Genomic DNA, 18,096 nt, shown 5'->3' on the forward strand with positions numbered 1-18,096 from the left:
CAGCACATGAAGCGAAGGTTAAACGGCTGGTGATCACATCGTCATTCGTTACCATGAGTTACGCTCGCGAAATGGACACCGCTGAACTCACTGAGGCCGATTGGAGTGACTTGAGCATTCCCACTCTCACCGCCTACGTCAGATCGAAGACGTTAGCCGAAAAAGATGCCTGGGATGATCGCTACATCCCGACAGTCGAACCCGCCACAGGCGCCGGCCACCCCTCGCACCGGTCGATTCCCGAGATGTGCATCGTGGGCGATGCGTCATGCCTTTGCCTCCCGGATCGCCCGCAGCGTGGCGTGGCGTAGTTTATTTTCGCGCTTAAGGGTCTTCACGCGTCCGACAAGGCCAGGTTCGATCCATTCGGCATCGGGCTTGTCGGCGCCCCTCGGTGGCGAGCCTTTCCCCTCTTGCACCTTGGCATAGAGGCGTTCCCGCATGGCTTTGGTCAGGGCGATGTTTGCCGAGCCGACGTAGCGGCGTTCCGCATCGCGGGTTGCCATCAAGGCGAGTGGAGCCGAACCGGGCGTTCGCTGCACGCCTGCAACTTCAAAGTCGACTTCCTCATAGCATTTCGTTTTCACCCAGGCTTCGGTGTCGCCTGACCGATAGCTGCTCTCTTCCCGCTTCGACACCATGCCCTCTAGGCCCATCCGATCAACCGCGGCATAAAAGTCAGCCCCGCCGCCATGCACATGGTGGCTGTACTGGATCACGCCTTTAGCGGTGCCGACGAGTTCGAGCAGCTTTTCCCGACGTGCCAGCAACGGTTCGCGACGCAGATCGATGCCGTCATGGTGCAGCAGATCGAAGGCAACGAAGATGATCCGATCCGGCGCCCATCGCATCGCCGACCGCACCGAATGGAAATCCGACACGCCTTTCTCGTTAAGGACGATTGCCTCGCCGTCGATGATTGCCGACTTCGGAATGGTTGCCGCCGCCTCGACAATCGTCTTGTACGTCGATGACCAGTCGTAGCCCCTCCGCGTGATCGTTCGGGCAGTGCCGTCCTCGACAATGACTTGCGTCCGGTAGCCATCATACTTGATTTCGGAATCCAGTTGTCCCCTGTCGGCGGCACCTCGACAAGCGTGGGGAACATTGGCCGGATGAACTTCAACATACGCGAACTCGGACAGGACCGAATTTAAATTAGAATAGGCTAAAATAGTTGCAAAGGAATGCACCAGGCACTTGGGCAGGTGTTCATGCCCCACCCGTTTCGGCCGGCGTCAGGGAACGATTCCGTCCTCCCTGTGTTTCAATCTCATGACAAACATCCCGAAACGCCAGGGAATAGCGATGGCGGCCGAAGTCGCCAGTGCCAAGCAACGCCTGGAACGGGCCGAGCTCGCTATTCAGCGCTCGAAAGAGATGGTGGCCCAAAACATTGAGCGTTCCGGCAGGATACGGCGTTTGGTCGAGGCCGCCATACAAGATCGCGGCTCCTGAGAAGGATCCCGTGCAGGCAGAATCAAGCCGGCGCAGGCCAACTCTGGGACAAGGCCCGTCCTTACGTGGAACCCGGCGCTACTTTAGCTGTTCTCCTCTCTGGAGGAACAATCATGCCAGATGACAAAAGCAAGCGCGATTTTCGTGACCGCGACCGGGTATCGGGCGACGAGGAATACGAGGTCGGCTATCTCGCCAGCAAATTCCAGCTTACCATCCCTGAAGTCCGGGAACTTATCAAAAAGCACGGCAACGACCGTGAGACGCTGGAGCGCGAAGCGAAAGCACTAGGCAGTCGATGACGAGCTAACGTCGCCAATCCCAAGGCTAAACCGCTCGTATCGCGCGAAGACCCGCCGTGCTGGCCTTGCACGACGGGCTATATGTGCGGCTACATCCTAGGAATCGACCGCTTGTACCAACCTGAGACAGGGGCAAAGGTTCCGAAAGCGCGCTCAGCAGCCGTCCGTGGTCTTTTTCATCTGGCCAGGAGCGGCCGAGTTAGCGTCTGTATCCTGCTGGCCTGGCGCGGCCTGCTTGGCGCTGCCAGTTTGCTGACCAGGAGCGCAGTCCTTGGCGGAGTTCGAGTTCGTTCCACTCGTGGTGGTCGAATCCGTGCCCTGATCGGTCGTAGTGCTCGGCATGGTCTTGGTTGTCGTCGTGGATGACCCGCCAGTACCGGTGGTGTTGCTCGATTGGGCAAGGGCCAACCCAGTTGACAGTGCCACAATGGCGGACGCGAAAAGTAGCTGTTTCATGATCAACTCCATGTTTGAATGTCCCTGGGCACCTAACTTCGCATTGAAGCGGCGGTTCCAACGAATGGGGTCCGAGAATCGCCCAGCACATGACGCAAAAAGCCCGCCGGCCGGAGCCAGCGGGCAGTTCTCATGGGGGAAAGCACCGGGAGCAGTGCGACGACCAAAGTTCGACAGGGCAGTTTTGTTCCATCGTCAGTGAACTGGCTTCGAACTTTCCGACACCGATGCACTGACCGAGATCCTGGCAGAGCTGGCCCGTTCTGGGGCTGGCTCCCGTCTCGATCTGATATGCACGGTCTGCGATGCCAAAGGGCAGCGAAATCCAGCAATTCAGGGTAGCATTACGGGTTCCTGAGAACCGGGACGTGATGCTTCACCGGCCAACCTGCCATTGAAAAACCCGCCACTGAGGGAGCAGTAACGGGCCTTCCGGTGTTATCCACGGCCAGGGAAACCGAGAGCGATCCAAACTTCCTTTTCGGAGGTTCCAGTGGGTCCGCCCCTACTGGCGGGCAGAGGCGGACCCGGCCAAGGCTTGGGGCCTCGGCCCGGCAGCGGGGGACGCTGCCGCCGTTTCCAACCTGCCTCGACATGTCAGGTTCCACTAATGCACTAAAAAGCCCGCCACCTTTCAGCAGCGGGCTTCCAAGCTGCAATTCTCTTGATAATCGATAATCCCGGAGACCCCGGATGAGCTGCGCGAAGCCGTCACCGACGACAGCCGCTCAAGTTTCGTGAATGCGGGCTTCTGATAGCTCTTCTTCTTCGATCTACCCTTTGCCAATCCGCAATGTGCCACTCTTTGCCTTCGACCAGTCGTGGCAATCGGCCGACAAAAAGCCCGCCACCTTCCGGAAGCGGGCTAGGATGCCTCACTGCTGGCCGGAGCGACTGCTCGCACCAGCGGCATCGGTCCAGGCGAGGCATCCGGCAATGACAGGCGTTGTGCCGACGACCAGGGCGCCGCGCGCGTGCAGGGTCATCAACCCGCGCCATGAGACCCTATCGACCGCCCAGATGGTGCCGCTGGCGTCGACCCACTTGAGATCGGTGTCGGCGGCTTGAACCGCCCGCATCATCGCGTCCGGTTGCATCCCAGCTCGAAAGACGATGACGGAAGTGGCGGCACCGTTGAAGAGCGGGCCGGCGCCCGCAGCCAGTCCTGCAAGCAGGACGATGCTGGTCAGAGCCGCCGAGGCACCGCGTGCCGGTCCATCGCGGTTGGGCAGCACCAGCACCAACAGCAGCGGCACGATTCCGAAGATGACCAGCCACCCAATATCCCACGCGAGCGGCATGTCGCTGTTCATCTTGATCCGATGCAGGCCGAGCAGCCAATGGAACAGAATGGCGTCCACCAGATGCCAGAGGCCGAACCCGATGAAGGCTAGCCGAAGGATCTCGGTCGTCGTTCCGGCCCGCCCGCCTGCTGCCCTCGCCGCCACCAGAAGCACCGTGCCGGCAACGGCGAACACGTACATGAACAAGTGGAAGAGGCCGTCGGCCATGATCTGGAAGCGCAGGTCGGAACCCGCCGGGTCGGCGAGGCCCGAGAGAAGATGATGCCATTGCAGAATCTGGTGCAGGACGATGCCGTCGAAGAAACCGCCCAGGGCGAAGCCGAGCAGAAGCCAGCCGACTCTCGTTCCCGGATGGAGTTTCGCGGTGATGGTGTCCATATCAGGACGACTCCGCCGAAGCCGGAGAGCCAAGTCTGGTTAGCAGCTCCAGGTGCATCGCCCTGTCCGCCGTCGGGTCGTGGAGATCATGACGGGCCTCGATCCAGAAGGCCGTAATCAGCCCGCCGACCACTGTCGTCAGAACCAAAGTCCCAGCAATGACTGCCAGCATGGAATGTCGATCCTTCAACCGCGGGCACGCCGCGCCCGACCCGAACCTTGGCTTCTGCCGTATGTTCCCTCGCGTCGGGCGTTCTGGGGAGGAACAATCAACTGACATCATGGTTCGGATGCCCTGTTGGAAACTGGCTGAAGCGGAGAACGCTCATGAGTGAATATTCGGCGGCGGCTCCGAGCAGCCGCGGAGACCACAAGCCGCGGGGCATCACCCGCTGGCTGTTTTCGACAAACCACAAGGATATCGGAACGCTCTACCTGATCTTCGCCTTCATCGCGGGGGTCATCGGCATGCTCTTGTCGGTGGCCATGCGAATTGAACTGCAGCAACCCGGGATCCAGGTTTTCCCTGGGTTGGCATCGATGATCTACGGCTACCAAGGCGACGCGGCCATAGATGCCGGCAAGCAACTTTATAACGTGTTCACCACGGCGCACGCGCTGATCATGATCTTCTTCACCGTCATGCCCGCACTGATCGGTGGTTTCGCCAACTGGATGGTTCCGATCATGATCGGCGCCCCGGACATGGCCTTCCCACGCATGAACAACATCTCGTTCTGGCTGCTGCCGCCGGCATTGATGCTGCTTCTATTGTCGATCTTCATGCCCAGTGTCCCCGGCGGCTACGGTCCCGGGACCGGCTGGTTCCTCTATCCGCCCCTTTCGACCTCCGGCCATCCCGGTCCTTCCGTCGATCTGGTCATTCTTTCTCTGCACATCGCGGGAGCCTCTTCGATACTCGGCGCCATCAATTTCATCACCACGATCTTCAATATGCGCGCGCCAGGGATGACGTTGCATAAAATGCCTCTGTTCGTGTGGTCGATCCTCATCACCGGATTCCTGCTGCTGCTGGCCCTGCCTGTCCTGGCAGGGGCCATTACAATGCTCCTGACCGATAGAAATTTTGGCACCACATTCTTCGCGCCGGACGGCGGCGGCGATCCTATCCTGTACCAGCATCTCTTCTGGTTTTTCGGCCATCCGGAAGTCTACATCATGATCTTGCCGGCCTTCGGCATCGTGAGCCAGGTGATCTCGACATTTTCGCGAAAGCCGATCTTCGGCTATCTGGGGATGGTCTATGCGATCGTCGCGATCGGGGCGATCGGTTTCGTCGTTTGGGCTCACCATATGTACACAAGCGGAATAGGGCTGGACACGCAGCGCTATTTCACCTTCGCTACGATGGTGATCGCGGTGCCGACGGGGATCAAGGTGTTCTCCTGGATCGCGACCATGTGGGGTGGTTCTCTTAGCCTGCGCACCCCGATGCTGTGGGCGCTCGGCTTCATATTCCTGTTCACTGTCGGAGGCGTGACCGGCGTACAGCTTGCAAATGCCAGCCTCGACCGGCAATTGCACGACACCTACTATGTCGTCGCACACTTCCACTACATTCTCTCGTTGGGTGCCATCTTCGGCATCTTCGCGGGCTGGTATTACTGGTTCCCGAAGATGACAGGATATTTGTACAATCCGCTTTTGGCTGGAATCCATTTCTGGACGACCTTCGTCGGTGTGAACCTCGTCTTCTTCCCCCATCACTTTCTCGGGATGGCCGGCATGCCGCGTCGCTATATCGACTATCCCGACGCTTTTGCCGGTTGGAACATGGTCTCCTCCTTTGGATCTTATCTGTCGGCCGCGAGTGTCCTGATTTTCCTTGCCGGCATCGTGGAGGCTTTCCACCGGCGAAGGGCCGCCGGCATGAACCCTTGGGGGCCGGGAGCCACCACATTGGAATGGGAATTGACCTCTCCGCCGCCTTTCCATCAATGGGACAGGCTGCCGAAAATAGAATGAAGACGGCTCGCCGTGCGCGACAGATAACGGGATCGGCGCTGAGTTGGAACCGCGCCGCGCTGCCGCCTATCGGAAGCTGATCACCAGCACGGCGAAAAAGCTGGCGAGGGCTACTGCCCAGCAAAACAACCAGTTGGCGATCAGCAGGACAGATTTCAGCACGGTGGCGTGGCAGTAGTCTTCGATGATCGATTGCATGCCCAGCCGCATGTGGACGCAGTTCACCAGAATGAAGGCGATGAGGGCGGGTGCGACATAGATCGATCCGACTACGCGGATGACGACATCTCGAGGCTCTCCGATCAGCCTTATAACGACCGCGACGATGTAAATGACGAGGATCAAAAGTGCAGCAGATGTCAGTCGTTCCAGCATGAACGTTTCGGTTCCGTGTTTCGCCGACCCAAGGCCCCGCACTCGAGCTAACGGAGTTCTGATCGAGTGTCTGTCAGCCATCTTGCTTCCCCTAACTCACCTGGTTCCTTTGCCCGTAACTCAAGCTGTTGCTGTCCAATGCTCGGGCTCGCGTCACGGATGGATGGTGCGCAAGCACGTTCTCCAGTTTGGCAAGGCGAGCTTTTTGGGCGGTTATCTCGTATCCTGAACGCCATCGGATCTTGTTGGGTCTGCGAGCTGTCCACAACTCCTTTTCAAGGAGCGAGATGCTGAGGCGGACGGCGTCGATCTCTTTGACCAGCGCGGCCTTCACCAATTTCCGACTCTGCATCGCTTAGTTCCGGTGTGCAAGGGTGGCGCCAAACACAGTGCATTTGGAAATGTTCACCCGGTGGCCGTCCGGCGTTGAAAATTTAAACGCCTCGATGCTGCGCTCAAGGCGGTCGCCACAAGCCCACCCGGCACTCGGCAGCTGGGATCTCTACACAGTGTACGCCACCCTGGTCGGGGCTCGCCTCCAATTGGCCGCGGCGGTGCCGGGCGATGCCTAGGAACATGCTTGGCTCGCCCCTTGCGGCAGGTAAGATGAGCAGAATCTGTTCCTTTGGCCAACATGTCAAAAGCGCTTTCTGTTTCTCGATCGGGCAAAAAGATTTGCATCCCATTGCCGGGAACTGATCGATCCTCAAGAAGTTTGCGGGATTAGTCAGGAGAACGGACTATGCCGGACAACGATTCATCAAGACGCCTCGCGTTTTCGCACCAGCATCTATGTCGTGGACGCTCGCATGTTCCGCGGACCTCATCTCTACAGCATGACACCAATGGTCCGGATCCGGATCGGCCTCGACAGCGCCGCTGCCGATGACCTTGAACATCTCGCCCTTTACCACGATCGCCGTGTCTTCATCAATGCCGAGCCCCGGACCCGTGGCGACACCGCTCCGATGACACGGCCCGGAGCGCTGCCGTCCAGTCCCGGGGTGGATGCAACCGGCGTGACACATTCCAACATCGCGAAAGGTGAATCTGATGCCGCCCTTTCCATCCATGATTTTGAGGGTTCACGTACTGAGCTCAGGCGATGCCTTCGATCTCGCAATGCGACGCCCCGTCGGGGTTCCGTGAGACTTCGACACCCTGGTGGCAAAGATACGGCGGGATTAGGCGACGCCGATGCGGATGCGCAACCGCGCGCACTCGACGGTGGACGACCGTGCAGACCAGCGCAGGAGTCAGTATGTTTTCGAACCGGATAAAACTCGCCACACTGTTTGCGGCTGCCGCCCTGTCGCTGGCGGCATACAATAACGCACGCGCCAGGAAGGCCTTGGCTCCCCGTTCGATGGAACGTACTCCGAGGATCGATGGGGTGGACTTGAGCATCCTTGAGAAAGGCAGCGGGCCTCCTTTGCTCCTGTTGCATGGCAATGGCTCGGTTGCGGAGGATTTTGCGATCAGCGGCGTGCTCGACCTGGCGAGTGCCAAGCATCGGGTCCTCGCCTTCGACCGGCCAGGCTTCGGCGGAAGCTCGCGGCCGGCTCGAAAGCGATGGTCGGCGTGCGAGCAGGCCGATCTCTTCCACGAGGCCGCCGCCAAACTAGGCATTCACAAATACCTCGTGCTCGGACATTCCTGGGGCGCTTGGATCGCGCTGGAGATGGCCCGCAGGCACGCTCCCTCGGTCGCCGGCCTGGTCCTCGTCTCTGGATATTACTATCCCTCACCGAGGCTGGATCTCGCTCTTGCAGCACTACCGGCCGTACCGCTGATGGGCTCGGCATTCCGTCACACCTTGCTGCCGCTCGCAGTAAGGCTCGGCTGGCCGTCGGCCATGCGAAAGATATTCCGGCCTGGGCCGATCTCGAACGTTTTTTCGGTGAGCACAAAGGAGGTCGCCAGCCGCCCCTCTCAGTTGCGCTCAGTCTGTGTGGAGACAGCCCTGATGCTCGGCGCGGCGCTGTTCACGAAGCCTTGCTATCGGGACATCGACGTGCCGACCGGAATCGTCGCTGGAGCAGGGGACAGGCTGTTCGACGCTCGGCGTGAAGCGGAACGCTTGCATGCCGAAATTTATGGATCACTGATAGAAATAATCCCGAATTCCGGGCACATGGCTCACCACAGTGACCCGCAGGCGGTGCTCCGAATGATCGACAAGGTCACCTGTATGCCTCGTCCACCAAAAGACGGAGGCAGCAGCGACGCGCTCTCGCCAGCTGCGCGCTGACATCATCGATCAGGGCAGCCTGCGGTTTGTCGTGTTGGCAGGGCAGGGCAGGGCAGGGGTACTTGCGCGGAGCCGGTTCGCCGGGTGCCCGCAGGCTGAGAGCCTACAAAAGATTCCGATTTCTCCCGACACCAACCCGCCGAACCGCCTCATGAAGCGCCACAGAGGTGCTCGGGCGATGAGCGGGGACCTGTGCAACCATTGCCACCCGAATGCAAGAACGGAACGAGGCAGTCTGCGGCTGGCGTCCATCGCCGCCCAACTTGCTAGGCGCAACGTTGCAGACCGTGACGAGGGAGACGAAGTCCGGTGCTACAAGGCGAACCAATCGATCGAAGGTCGCGAAATCATCAGCCAGAAGATGGCGAGCACAGCCGCGAAGGCAGGAAAGCCGAACGCGAACCAGAGCCGAAACAAGGTGTTATAGCGCTGTGGTGGAGGTTGCTTCGCTGCCGCGGCCTGCATAGCGAGATTGCGCATCTCGATCTGCATCCACACGACTGGAAGCCAGAACAGGCCGGTGATGAGGTAGAGCAGGATCGAAAGCACAATCCACCCCTCGGTCAGCGAATAGCCGGAATGCCAGGCGAGGAACGCGCCGGTGACAGGTTGGGCGACGACGGCGGTTGCAGTGAACATGAAATCGGCGATCACGACGATGCGTGCGACCGCCGCGATGGTTGCCGAATTTGCGGTCCGATGGGCGAGCAGCATGAAGAAGGCGATGCCGGCGCCGGTGCCCAGCAGCACCGCTGCGCCGACGACATGCAGGAACTTGAGCATGAAGTAGATCATCAGCGTTCCTCCAGGACCGCCAGCGCGACAAAATGCAGAACAATGATCGGCAGGATCTTCAAGAAAGGGCCGAGCGGCTCGTTCCACAGCTCGGGCCGCAGCATGGTCCCCGCGATCGCATAGAAAAGAGCCACCGCGATCGCCCCGAACAGACCCAGCCGACTGGTCGGTCGCCAGGCGATCAACGCGCCGACCGCCATGTCGGCCAGCGCTCCGGCGATGACCGCCGGTTCCGCCAGCGGACCGATGGCAGTGCCTACCAGCAAGTCGACCCCGCGGCGCCAGCCAGTGGTCAGGGAAATGACACCCGTCATGATCCAGAAGAAGGGCAGGACAGTAAAGATCGCCGGCTTGACGAAATAGAGACGGGCGAACCATCGCTCCTGCACCGTCGCGGGATTGAGGTTTAACGCGGCTTCGAGGCTGGATGGTTCGATCCCTGTCGCTGCGATCCACGGGTGCGGGTCGCCGACAGCGCCCCGCACGATTTCCTTGGCCGCATTGCTGCGCATCGGCGGGCGCCAGCCGAGCAGAGCCGTCGCATCGCCGATCCGGGAAAGGCCGGCGGCGACGCTTCCGGGCAAGGTGAACTCTCCAGCCGGTCTCGACCCGAGCCAGCGGCGGTAGAGGCCGACCACCTTGCTCATCGGCAGCGCTTCAGGTCCGGCAAGGTCAAGCGCAAGGCGCGATGCGCTATCGGGCCGGAGAAAATGCAGGACAGTGGCGATCACGTCGTCCAACTGTACGACCTGAAGCCGACCCGTGCTGGGCATCACCGGCAACAGCGGCAATGCGGCCAGTCCGCGAAACAGCGCACTCGCGCCGAACGCCGGCCGGCCCAGCACGACCGAAGGGCGCAGAATGACCCAGTCCAAATCGCGCGCCATCAACGCCTGGTCGCCAGCCAGCTTACTGGCCGAGAAGGCGGACGGCTGCAGCCGATCGACTCCGATTGCCGAAAAGTGAATGACTTTTTTCACTCCCGCCTGCTCACAGGCGGCAAAGAGTGCCGATGCGCCGCCCGCATGTACACCGCCAGTGTTTTCTTGCGCGCTGTCCTGCAGCACGCCGGCGCAGTTGACGACCGCATCGATGCCTATCAGATGCGGGCTCCAGTCCTGCGTCCGCGCCTTTGCCATGTCGAGCGAAACAGGCGGCAAGCCTGTGAAGGGCGCGGTGCCGGCACGATGCAGCACGCGAACGATTTCATATCCATCGGCGGCTAGGCGCGCGCAAAGCGAAGTTCCGATCAGACCCGACGCGCCGGTGACGAGAACCCTCATCCGGCGTGCCCGGAAAACTGGGACGGCAGGCGCGCCTCGACCTGTCTGGACGCGGAGCCGGACGACGCCACGAAGCTGTCTTCGCAGCCCGGCCACTCGATCGGGCGGTCCGAGACCTGGTCGCCGAGGTGAGGGCTGATTGAAGCAAGCGTCCGCGCGGCGCTGGAAGCAACTGCACCCAGAGCTCCCATCATTGTTCGCACGGCCTTGTCCTGAAGCAAAGGCGCCGAGCGCGGACTCGGGTTCGTTGTTCCTCTGGTGCCCATCATCGGGTGCTCATCCTAAGCTGCCACGCTGTTCCTGCAAAACTTTGTTCAGTCTGAAGGGGATTGACGGATATGGCGAAGCCAAACGGTTCGGGCTTTGCACAACCGACCAATCGGCCTAGCCAAGCACTTCGGCGACCAGCCCCAACCGGCACGCGTCCTCGGCATGGATATAGCAATTATTGGTGGCGCGCCGGTAGAGTTCTTCGGTGGTCAGCGAGCTTCCGTTGACCAGTTCCCTGAAGCCTTCCATTTCGAGCTGCTCGGCGGTTTCGAGCAAGGCGAGTTCTTCGCGCACGATCTGGATGCAGGACCGCATCGGGCCGCTAAGCGCCAGGCTTGTGTCCATGCGCCGCTCATGCACGAGCAGAACCGCGTCTTCGGTCAGGAAGCGGCAATGCCGGTCGAACGCCGCAAAGATGGTCACTCCCGCCGAGTAGACCTGCGTCTTGCCGACACAATAGGCGCGTCGCCCTGAATGCCGGCGGAACAGGCGGATTTCGAGCGCGATGCGACGCGCGGCATCGGCATCGCCGCCGATGGTGTTCAACTCCATCAGCATGTCCTGGCCGCTGCGACGAACTTCTTCCAGCCGGCCGAGGAAGAAAGTCACCGTATCCTGGCCAATGGGCCCGTTGATGGAGATGTTCGGCTCGAAGAGCAGCCGTGCCAGCCCAGGAGCCGGGTCGGTGGGTGTGGTGCCGCCCGAGGGCGGCACGTTTCCGGCGATGTTCATGGACTGGGTCTCCCAGCAGACTGAAACGGGTCCAGCTAGGCGGCTTCCTGCAGCGCCCTTTCGTTTACGCCGGCTTGTCCGAGTTGAGTCAGCGCCTCGTCAGTTGCCTTCTCTTCCTTGAGCGTCTGCTGAAGCAGTTGGACGGCGTCATTCAAGCCGAGCAGCCCTGCCCAGGTCACAAGCGTGCCATAGCGGGCAATTTCATAATGCTCAACGGCCTGGGCCGCGGCGACAAGTCCGGCGTCGAGGGCCGGCGCCTCCTGGAACTCCTCCAGAATCTCGTGGCCTTCCTCAAGAATGCCGTCGATGGCCGGACAGGTCTTGCCCTGCGCGCGCTTGCCGAAAATTTCGAACACCTGCTGCAGCCGCTCGACCTGGCCCTCAGTCTCGTCGCGGTGCTTCTCGAACGCGGCGGTCAACTCTTGCGATTCGGCACCCCTGGCCATTTTCTTGAGGGCACTTAAGATCTTACGCTCGGCGTAGTATATGTCCTTCAAGGCTTCGTAAAAGAGATCTTCCAAGCCCTTTGTGCTGCTCTGGGCGCTTTTTTTCGTCACCATCTCCATCTCCCACTTCGAGTTCAACGCGTCGCGGCATATGCGGCTCTAACAACCAAGGCCATCTGTTGTTCCTCGCCCTCAAAGACATCGTGGGAAGCACGAGCAAGGACCCGTGGGGATCTCGCTCCGTTCTGGTCGGCACAACCGGCGCCAAACGGCGCCATGTCGCCTCTGCGCCAGCCTAGCCTCGCGGCCGCTTGTTCAGCCGCCTGCCGCGCCTTAACCGGCGTTCTCGCCTGGACGATCGAAGTCGATTGCAGGCCACGCTTTCGGCGATCATGTTGACAAGACGGCGGTCGGGGGCCGCGGCGTCGGTACGACCTGTTCAGAGCTTTGTGGGCAAGCTGTTGTGAGACCGGATCGCGCCGCTTTCGGCACATATTGCATGCCGCAATGTTCGCTCGGCTGCCTCTGCCGGTCTAAACAGGACCCTGGCCTGCGGCAGGCCCGGATCGTTGAAGCGGATTGTTGAAAAGGTGTGTCGGGGCGAAGTAGATCATGCACTGCCATCGGTTGGGACGATCGAGCGACGATTGCGTCTACCGGTCGCCTGACCGCCGTTTCGCTTGTTCATCGATCCTGCGACACGCGTGCTTGAGAATCTTGAGTGCCTCGTCCTTGGTGAGGCCGCACTTTCGGGCAAAGTAGTTCGCTTCGATGGCCCGTTCGCGATCCGCCTGAGACCCGGTGTTCTGCTTGCCCTTCTTGCCCATCGACGCTATCGTCCCGATTATATCGCCTGCTGGTGATCGCCGTGGGAGGGCCCACGCGGGGATCGGGTCACCATCTTGCAGCTCCGCTGCCTGGCTGGAACCGTGGTTTGGCGCGATTGTTCCGAGATCGCAAAACTTCTCAAAAGATTCCTGGCGCCGGACTTAGCTGTGGCCATTCGGGATCTGTCATCCCATCGCTGTGACCTGCAGACGAATGCAGAGCCTCAGCAGTTTTTCGCCGCTTCCATCCCTGACCTCGACGAATAATTGCTGCCCAATCGCGCTCCTTACAGCGCGGCTCTCGCCAGGTGTTTTCAAGCCTTCCGGGCCGGCGCGGCGCGCCTCCTCCAGCCCCGTGCAATCTGTCTTGCTGCTCCGATTGGAACCAACGCATCGGGCGTGGATTAGCTCAGACAACATGTTCGTTCCAGCACCCGGAGGAAAAACGTGCGCGCCCAGTCTTTTTCCTATCTGGAGGCGCTCATTGCGACGCCTTCCCCAAGCGGATTCGAACAGCTCGTCGCCAAGCTCTATCGGGACAATGTCCGCGAGTTTGCAGATAAGGTGACGACCGATGTGCTGGGCAATGTGAGCGCAATCCTGAACCCGGAAGCCGGCTTTCGCGTCATGTACGCTGGGCACATGGATGAAATCGGCTTCATCGTTCATTACATCGATGAAAATGGCTTCCTGTTCTTCAACACGATTGGTGGCACCGACGTCGCTACAGAGATCGGGCAGCGGGTCTGGGTACACGGTGCTGAGCGGGTTGCGGGCGTGATTGGTCGCAAGGCCATACAGGCATTCAAATTGTCCGATAGCAGCCAGACTCCCAGCTTGAAGGATCTGTGGATCGATATTGGCGCCAGGTCGCGGGAGGAGGCGGAAAAAGTCGTGAAAATTGGCAGCCCGGTCACTCTGAATGCAAGCTTCACGATGCTTCTAGGTGATCGCGCGATGGCACGCGCTTTCGACAATAAGGCCGGCCTCTTTATTGGCACGGAGATCGTAAGGCGGCTCAAAGAGGATGGCGGCCTGCATCCCGAGGTGGGCGTATACGTATTGGGAACGGTTCAGGAGGAGATAGGATCAAGAGGCGCCCAGACAGCAGCCTTCAATCTCGCCCCGCATGCTGCGCTTGCGGTAGACATGGGGGTGGCCATGGATTACCCGCTCGCCAGGGCAGAAGACCAAGGTAAGTTGGACCTTGGGAAAGGTCCCGGACTCTCGCAAGGCCCAAGCACCAACCCCGTAGTGTTCGACCTTCTCAAAGGAGCCGCGGATCGTAGGGGTCTTCCGTATCAGTTGCAGGCCTACGGAGACAAAAGCCCGACCGATGCCCGCCTCCTGCAAACTAGCCGCGGAGGTGCCGCCACGGGTCTCTTGTCCGTGCCTCTACGCTACATGCATACCCCATCCGAGGTTTTGTGTCTCGCCGACATCGAAGCGACGATCGAACTAGTGTGCGCGTTTTGCCGCGATGTGCTTCCCGACACGGATTTCACCCCATAGCGCGCCATGGCCTCGCGGATCCACTGCGTCACTCGATGCAATATGGAACAATCCTCGCAGGCGGATGTTGGGCAAGCCAACCCCCTGGAGGACTGCCAATGTTCATGCACAACAAGCGCCTGCAATACACCGTCCGCGTTTCGGAGCCTAATCCCCGCCTGGCCTGCATGATCATGGAACAATTCGGTGGCGCCGATGGTGAGCTTGCCGCGGCGATGCGCTATTTCACGCAAGGCCTTGGGGAAGATGATCTTGGACGTCGCGACATGTTGCTCGACATAGCGACCGAAGAACTCAGCCACCTCGAAGTGGTGGGATCGATCGTCACCATGCTCAACAAGGGGCTCAAGGCACAACTTGCCGAGGGCCAGATGAAAGAGGCGGACCTCTACCTGATGATCGGCGCCAGCGGTACGACAGCCAAGGAATCGATTCTGTTCGGCGGTGCTCCCGCGCTTTGCGATTCGGCCGGCGTTCCCTGGACCGCGGCCTATGTCGACTCGCGCGGCGAACCTACGGTGGATCTGCGATCGAATATCGCGGCCGAAGCGCGCGCCAAGATCGTTTATGAACGCCTCATCAACATCACCGACGACCCGGGCATCAAGGACGCGCTCGGCTTCCTGATGACCCGCGAGATCGCTCACCAGAAGTCGTTTGAGAAAGCCCTTTACGCCATCGAAAACAATTTCCCGTCAGGCAAGCTCCCAGGCATCGAGAAGTACGCCAGCATGTACGTCAACACCTCTCAAGGTGACGGCGACACCAATGGTCCATGGAATTCCGGCGAAGAGTGGGATCGGATCGATGACCTTGAAGAGGTGATGCCCGTCGACGGCGGAGACGGCTTGGCAACCGTCAAGATGGGCGCCAAAGAAATGAAGGTGGTGGCCAAGATGGCCGAGCGTACTCTATCCGATCCGGCTTCCGATCCGACCACAGGCGCTGATCTGGGCGCTGGCCCGGGAGCCGGCAGAACCAAGAACGCGGATTTTGGCGGCGCGGCAAGCATTCAGGAGGCCCCGGCCGTGGCAGAGGCTGCTGTCAAACGCGCACGTAAGCGTTAGTTTAGAGCAGCGATGGCGCGCCGAGCAGCGCGGCGGCAATGGCGATTTTGGCCCGAGTGCCGAATGATTATTCGGCGATCGACCGCTCGATCCCAGCGCCCCAATTCAAGCCGTCCGACGACATCGGCGACAGGCCAGTCGTTCTCGGCGCAGCCGCGGATCGAGGCCACAGCAGGAGGTATTGCCGGCCGATCCGCGCCCCCGGCAGATCGAACGGATCGATGGCGGCTGTGGCGCTGGTATGCGCGTGAGCGAATTTTCCGCTATCCGTATCCTCGCATCGTCTCCCGACAGCATTCAAACCGATGGATGTTGTTCCAGAAGCAGAATCCTCGTCCGCACCGGCTGCCTCGTAATCGACGAACCCCTCATGCCCAAGGAAGTCGACGATATCGATCCGGATGAGTTCGTCGTCCTCGACAACGAGCACCGGAATGGGCTGCGCCATATGGTTATACGAACAACTCCATCAACTCCACGTGCAGACTAGAGATACGCTCCGAGTGCGGGCGTCATTTCGTTGCCATTTGAAGTTTTTTTCAGACGGGCTATTTAGGTGTCGATTTCCTCTGGTCTGAAGACATGTACGTTCTGAAGCGCAACAATGTTCTGGCTCATGGCACGGGACCTAAAACGATGGTGTTTGCCCACGGCTTCGGCTGTGATCAAAACATGTGGCGTTTCGTCGAGCCTGCATTCCGCCACGATTTTCGCACCGTACTTTTCGACCAGGTAGGGGCTGGGAAGTCCGACCTGTCTGCGTACGACAGCGCTAAATACGCCTCGCTGGACGGCTACGCGGATGACCTCATTGAAATCGGTCGGGCTCTCGAATTGCGGAAAACGGTATTCGTCGGGCATTCCGTCAGCGCAATGATCGGGGTGCTCGCATCCTTGAAGGCACCCGAAATATTCGAGACCCTTGTTTTGGTTGGTCCGTCTCCGCGCTATATAAACGATGACGGCTATGTCGGCGGCTTTTCAGAGGCTGATGTCGAGGGCCTGCTTTCATCTCTAGCCGACAACCACATGGGCTGGTCGACCGCGATGGCGCCAGCAATCATGGGGAACGCGGATCGGCCGGAACTTGCTGAGGAGCTCACCAACAGCTTTTGTCGAACTGATCCCGACATCGCTCGTGAATTCGCGCGGGCCACATTCACATCCGACAACAGAGCCGACCTGCCGAAAGTCACCGCGCGGACGCTAGTGCTGCAGTGTTCCGACGACATCATTGCCGGCGATCAAGTCGGTGAGTACGTCCGCGACCACATCGCGGGCAGTAAATTGGTTCACCTCGACGCGGTCGGCCACTGCCCAAATCTCAGCTCGCCGCACGAAGTTGTTGCGGCGATACGGTCGTTCGTCTGACTACACAATGAACGCTGGTAACAGATACCTCGACCTTTTTGAGAACGCGCCTTGTGGCTACCTCGTTGTAGCTGCCGATGGGCGCATCGACGACGCAAACACTACTTTCTACAAATGGACCGGGTTTTCTAGGGAGGCAGTTGTCGGGAAACGCTTCCGTGACATCCTCAATATCGCCGGAAGAATGTTCTATGAGACACATTTCGCTCCCCTGTTGAGGATGCAGGGCTCCTTTGATGAGGTTGCGTTGGACGTGATGAAGTCGGATGGCGAGAGCCTGTCAGTCCTAGCCAACGCCTGGGAAAAGCGGACGCCCACTGGAGAATTAATTGAGACACGCGTGGCGCTCTTTCGCGCGACGCAGCGTCGACGCTACGAGCGAGAGCTGAGTGAGGCCAGACGCGAGCTGCAGATCGGCCTGAATTCCGCACAACAGACTGCGGAACTGCGCGAGCAGTTCATAGCGGTGCTTGGCCACGACCTACGAAATCCCCTGGCTTCGATATCTGCTGGCGTCCACATGCTGGCCCGAAGCTCTGACACCAGCGACGAAAAAACCTCCCAAGTCCTGCGCCTCATGCTGGCCAGCGTTTCCCGGATGAGCGGTTTGATCGACAATGTCTTGGATTTCGCGAGAGGTCGACTTGGAGGGGGGCTCGGACTATCGAGGGACCGCGATAACCCGATCCAGCCCGCATTGCAGCAGGTGCTTGACGAGATAAGATCAAGCTACCCGGAGCGTCAGATCGAGGTGTCGTTCAATCTGGACGGACGCATGATCGATGCTGATCATGCGAGGATCGCGCAGCTTTTCTCGAACCTAATGGGAAACGCCATCGCCCATGGCGACCCTGAAACTCCGATCAAGGTAGCCGCGCAGGTTCAGGACGGCCTCTTTAGCCTGTCGGTTGCGAACGGCGGTAAGCCTATTCCGGAATCGGCGCTGCAACGCCTCTTTCAGCCATTTTATCGAGGAGAGGCAAAGAGCCGCCAACAGGGCCTGGGATTGGGGCTCTTCATCGCGTCAGAAATTGCCCGCGCCCATGGTGGAAGCTTGGACGTAGTCTCCGATGTGGAGCAAACGCGCTTTAGTCTCCATATCCCCGCAAATTGATCGCACAACTATCTCATGGCTGCTCTCCACCCCCGCTGCCGGAAGGTGACGGGCTCTTTTGTGCGTTAGCGGAACTTGACAGTCGGAACAGGTTCGAAACGGCGGCAGCGTCCCCGCTGCCGCCGTTTCGAACCTGTTCCGACTGTCAAGTTCCGCTAACGCACAAAAG

19 protein-coding genes and 1 pseudogene are annotated in these 18,096 nt (G+C 60.0%); 9 read left to right on the forward strand and 11 right to left on the reverse strand.

From position 1 onward, the window contains the following. Window positions 1-311, forward strand: a pseudogene (locus EOD15_RS36250) (hypothetical protein); the annotation flags it as partial. On the opposite strand, the gene EOD15_RS10700 reads toward EOD15_RS36250, so the two are convergent. Then, window positions 267-1,223 carry an ATP-dependent DNA ligase gene (locus EOD15_RS10700; protein WP_348629422.1) on the reverse strand — a complete coding sequence of 319 codons (957 nt, stop codon included), beginning with the start codon at window positions 1,221-1,223 and terminating at the stop codon, window positions 267-269. The pseudogene EOD15_RS36250 and the gene EOD15_RS10700 overlap by 45 nt on opposite strands. 85 nt (window positions 1,224-1,308) lie before the next feature. Here EOD15_RS10700 and EOD15_RS35720 point away from each other — a divergent pair, with 85 nt between their 5' ends. Together EOD15_RS35720 and EOD15_RS10705 are read left to right on the forward strand one after the other, a co-directional pair. Then, window positions 1,309-1,458 carry a hypothetical protein gene (locus tag EOD15_RS35720; protein WP_164761871.1) on the forward strand — a complete coding sequence of 50 codons (150 nt, stop codon included), beginning with the start codon at window positions 1,309-1,311 and terminating at the stop codon, window positions 1,456-1,458. Window positions 1,459-1,571: 113 nt separating this feature from the next. Further along, a complete protein-coding gene (locus EOD15_RS10705; protein ID WP_127321696.1) occupies window positions 1,572-1,760 on the forward strand; it encodes a DUF3606 domain-containing protein in 189 nt (62 codons plus the stop codon). Window positions 1,761-1,913: 153 nt separating this feature from the next. On the opposite strand, the gene EOD15_RS10710 is transcribed toward EOD15_RS10705, so the two are convergent. The 3 genes from EOD15_RS10710 to EOD15_RS10720 all read right to left on the reverse strand — a co-directional run bounded on the left by EOD15_RS10710 (window position 1,914) and on the right by EOD15_RS10720 (window position 4,070). Next, entirely contained in the window at window positions 1,914-2,216 is a 303-nt protein-coding gene (locus EOD15_RS10710) for a hypothetical protein (protein ID WP_127321695.1), read from the reverse strand. 875 nt (window positions 2,217-3,091) lie between these two features. Then, window positions 3,092-3,898, reverse strand: coding sequence for a DUF2243 domain-containing protein (locus tag EOD15_RS10715; RefSeq protein ID WP_127321694.1), 807 nt, complete (start codon window positions 3,896-3,898; stop codon window positions 3,092-3,094). 1 nt (window position 3,899) lies between these two features. Next, window positions 3,900-4,070, reverse strand: coding sequence for a hypothetical protein (locus EOD15_RS10720; protein ID WP_127321693.1), 171 nt, complete (start codon window positions 4,068-4,070; stop codon window positions 3,900-3,902). A gap of 155 nt (window positions 4,071-4,225) precedes the next feature. On the opposite strand from EOD15_RS10720, the gene ctaD reads away from it, so the two are divergent. Then, window positions 4,226-5,884 (forward strand): cytochrome c oxidase subunit I, encoded by a 1,659-nt coding sequence (gene ctaD, locus EOD15_RS10725; protein WP_127321692.1) that lies wholly within the window; start codon window positions 4,226-4,228, stop codon window positions 5,882-5,884. Between the two features lie 66 nt (window positions 5,885-5,950). Here the strand turns inward: ctaD and sdhD are convergent, their stop codons facing one another. Continuing rightward, window positions 5,951-6,340, reverse strand: coding sequence for a succinate dehydrogenase, hydrophobic membrane anchor protein (gene sdhD / locus EOD15_RS10730; RefSeq protein WP_127321691.1), 390 nt, complete (start codon window positions 6,338-6,340; stop codon window positions 5,951-5,953). Window positions 6,341-7,520: 1,180 nt separating this feature from the next. Between sdhD and EOD15_RS10750 the strand changes: the two genes are divergently transcribed. Then, window positions 7,521-8,510, forward strand: a complete 990-nt coding sequence (locus EOD15_RS10750; RefSeq protein WP_127408475.1) for an alpha/beta hydrolase — start codon at window positions 7,521-7,523, stop codon at window positions 8,508-8,510. A 312-nt stretch (window positions 8,511-8,822) separates the two neighbouring features. On the opposite strand, the gene EOD15_RS10755 is transcribed toward EOD15_RS10750, so the two are convergent. From EOD15_RS10755 to EOD15_RS10775, 5 genes are all read right to left on the reverse strand, one after another. Further along, window positions 8,823-9,305 carry a DUF2269 family protein gene (locus tag EOD15_RS10755; RefSeq protein ID WP_127323120.1) on the reverse strand — a complete coding sequence of 161 codons (483 nt, stop codon included), beginning with the start codon at window positions 9,303-9,305 and terminating at the stop codon, window positions 8,823-8,825. Further along, window positions 9,305-10,588, reverse strand: coding sequence for an SDR family oxidoreductase (locus EOD15_RS10760; protein ID WP_127408476.1), 1,284 nt, complete (start codon window positions 10,586-10,588; stop codon window positions 9,305-9,307). Before EOD15_RS10760 ends, EOD15_RS10755 begins: the two co-directional genes overlap by 1 nt. Before the next feature lie 384 nt (window positions 10,589-10,972). Next, on the reverse strand, window positions 10,973-11,590 hold the full coding sequence (locus EOD15_RS10765) for an ATP-dependent Clp protease proteolytic subunit (RefSeq protein WP_127319071.1): 618 nt from the start codon (window positions 11,588-11,590) through the stop codon (window positions 10,973-10,975). A 35-nt stretch (window positions 11,591-11,625) separates the two neighbouring features. Beyond that, window positions 11,626-12,150, reverse strand: coding sequence for a ferritin-like domain-containing protein (locus EOD15_RS10770; RefSeq protein ID WP_127319069.1), 525 nt, complete (start codon window positions 12,148-12,150; stop codon window positions 11,626-11,628). Between the two features lie 539 nt (window positions 12,151-12,689). Then, a complete protein-coding gene (locus tag EOD15_RS10775) occupies window positions 12,690-12,863 on the reverse strand; it encodes a hypothetical protein (protein ID WP_127319067.1) in 174 nt (57 codons plus the stop codon). 447 nt (window positions 12,864-13,310) lie between these two features. On the opposite strand from EOD15_RS10775, the gene EOD15_RS10780 reads away from it, so the two are divergent. Then, complete coding sequence (locus EOD15_RS10780) at window positions 13,311-14,375, forward strand: M20/M25/M40 family metallo-hydrolase (RefSeq protein ID WP_127319065.1); 1,065 nt, start codon at window positions 13,311-13,313, stop codon at window positions 14,373-14,375. A gap of 98 nt (window positions 14,376-14,473) precedes the next feature. Further along, entirely contained in the window at window positions 14,474-15,442 is a 969-nt protein-coding gene (locus EOD15_RS10785; RefSeq protein ID WP_127319063.1) for a manganese catalase family protein, read from the forward strand. Between the two features lie 67 nt (window positions 15,443-15,509). On the opposite strand, the gene EOD15_RS36705 is transcribed toward EOD15_RS10785, so the two are convergent. Continuing rightward, on the reverse strand, window positions 15,510-15,890 hold the full coding sequence (locus tag EOD15_RS36705) for a response regulator (RefSeq protein WP_245463639.1): 381 nt from the start codon (window positions 15,888-15,890) through the stop codon (window positions 15,510-15,512). Window positions 15,891-16,024: 134 nt separating this feature from the next. Here EOD15_RS36705 and EOD15_RS10800 point away from each other — a divergent pair, with 134 nt between their 5' ends. After that, a complete protein-coding gene (locus tag EOD15_RS10800; RefSeq protein ID WP_127319061.1) occupies window positions 16,025-16,813 on the forward strand; it encodes an alpha/beta hydrolase in 789 nt (262 codons plus the stop codon). Between the two features lie 7 nt (window positions 16,814-16,820). Then, a complete protein-coding gene (locus EOD15_RS10805) occupies window positions 16,821-17,927 on the forward strand; it encodes a PAS domain-containing sensor histidine kinase (RefSeq protein WP_127319059.1) in 1,107 nt (368 codons plus the stop codon). The last annotated feature ends 169 nt before the right edge of the window (window positions 17,928-18,096 follow it).

The sequence above is a fragment of the Mesorhizobium sp. M7A.T.Ca.US.000.02.2.1 genome (assembly GCF_003996995.1).
Classification (GTDB): Bacteria; Pseudomonadota; Alphaproteobacteria; order Rhizobiales; family Rhizobiaceae; genus Mesorhizobium.

Bases quoted from the DNA above. Each gene is read 5' to 3' on its own strand.
- EOD15_RS35720 (WP_164761871.1), top strand. From the start codon at position 1,309: ATGGCGGCCGAAGTCGCCAGTGCCAAGCAACGCCTGGAACGGGCCGAG.
- EOD15_RS10705 (WP_127321696.1), top strand. From the start codon at position 1,572: ATGCCAGATGACAAAAGCAAGCGCGATTTTCGTGACCGCGACCGGGTA.
- EOD15_RS10710 (WP_127321695.1), bottom strand. From the start codon at position 2,216: ATGAAACAGCTACTTTTCGCGTCCGCCATTGTGGCACTGTCAACTGGG.
- EOD15_RS10715 (WP_127321694.1), bottom strand. From the start codon at position 3,898: ATGGACACCATCACCGCGAAACTCCATCCGGGAACGAGAGTCGGCTGG.
- EOD15_RS10720 (WP_127321693.1), bottom strand. From the start codon at position 4,070: ATGCTGGCAGTCATTGCTGGGACTTTGGTTCTGACGACAGTGGTCGGC.
- ctaD (WP_127321692.1), top strand. From the start codon at position 4,226: ATGAGTGAATATTCGGCGGCGGCTCCGAGCAGCCGCGGAGACCACAAG.
- sdhD (WP_127321691.1), bottom strand. From the start codon at position 6,340: ATGGCTGACAGACACTCGATCAGAACTCCGTTAGCTCGAGTGCGGGGC.
- EOD15_RS10750 (WP_127408475.1), top strand. From the start codon at position 7,521: ATGTTTTCGAACCGGATAAAACTCGCCACACTGTTTGCGGCTGCCGCC.
- EOD15_RS10755 (WP_127323120.1), bottom strand. From the start codon at position 9,305: ATGATCTACTTCATGCTCAAGTTCCTGCATGTCGTCGGCGCAGCGGTG.
- EOD15_RS10760 (WP_127408476.1), bottom strand. From the start codon at position 10,588: ATGAGGGTTCTCGTCACCGGCGCGTCGGGTCTGATCGGAACTTCGCTT.
- EOD15_RS10765 (WP_127319071.1), bottom strand. From the start codon at position 11,590: ATGAACATCGCCGGAAACGTGCCGCCCTCGGGCGGCACCACACCCACC.
- EOD15_RS10770 (WP_127319069.1), bottom strand. From the start codon at position 12,150: ATGGTGACGAAAAAAAGCGCCCAGAGCAGCACAAAGGGCTTGGAAGAT.
- EOD15_RS10775 (WP_127319067.1), bottom strand. From the start codon at position 12,863: ATGGGCAAGAAGGGCAAGCAGAACACCGGGTCTCAGGCGGATCGCGAA.
- EOD15_RS10785 (WP_127319063.1), top strand. From the start codon at position 14,474: ATGTTCATGCACAACAAGCGCCTGCAATACACCGTCCGCGTTTCGGAG.
- EOD15_RS36705 (WP_245463639.1), bottom strand. From the start codon at position 15,890: ATGGCGCAGCCCATTCCGGTGCTCGTTGTCGAGGACGACGAACTCATC.
- EOD15_RS10800 (WP_127319061.1), top strand. From the start codon at position 16,025: ATGTACGTTCTGAAGCGCAACAATGTTCTGGCTCATGGCACGGGACCT.
- EOD15_RS10805 (WP_127319059.1), top strand. From the start codon at position 16,821: ATGAACGCTGGTAACAGATACCTCGACCTTTTTGAGAACGCGCCTTGT.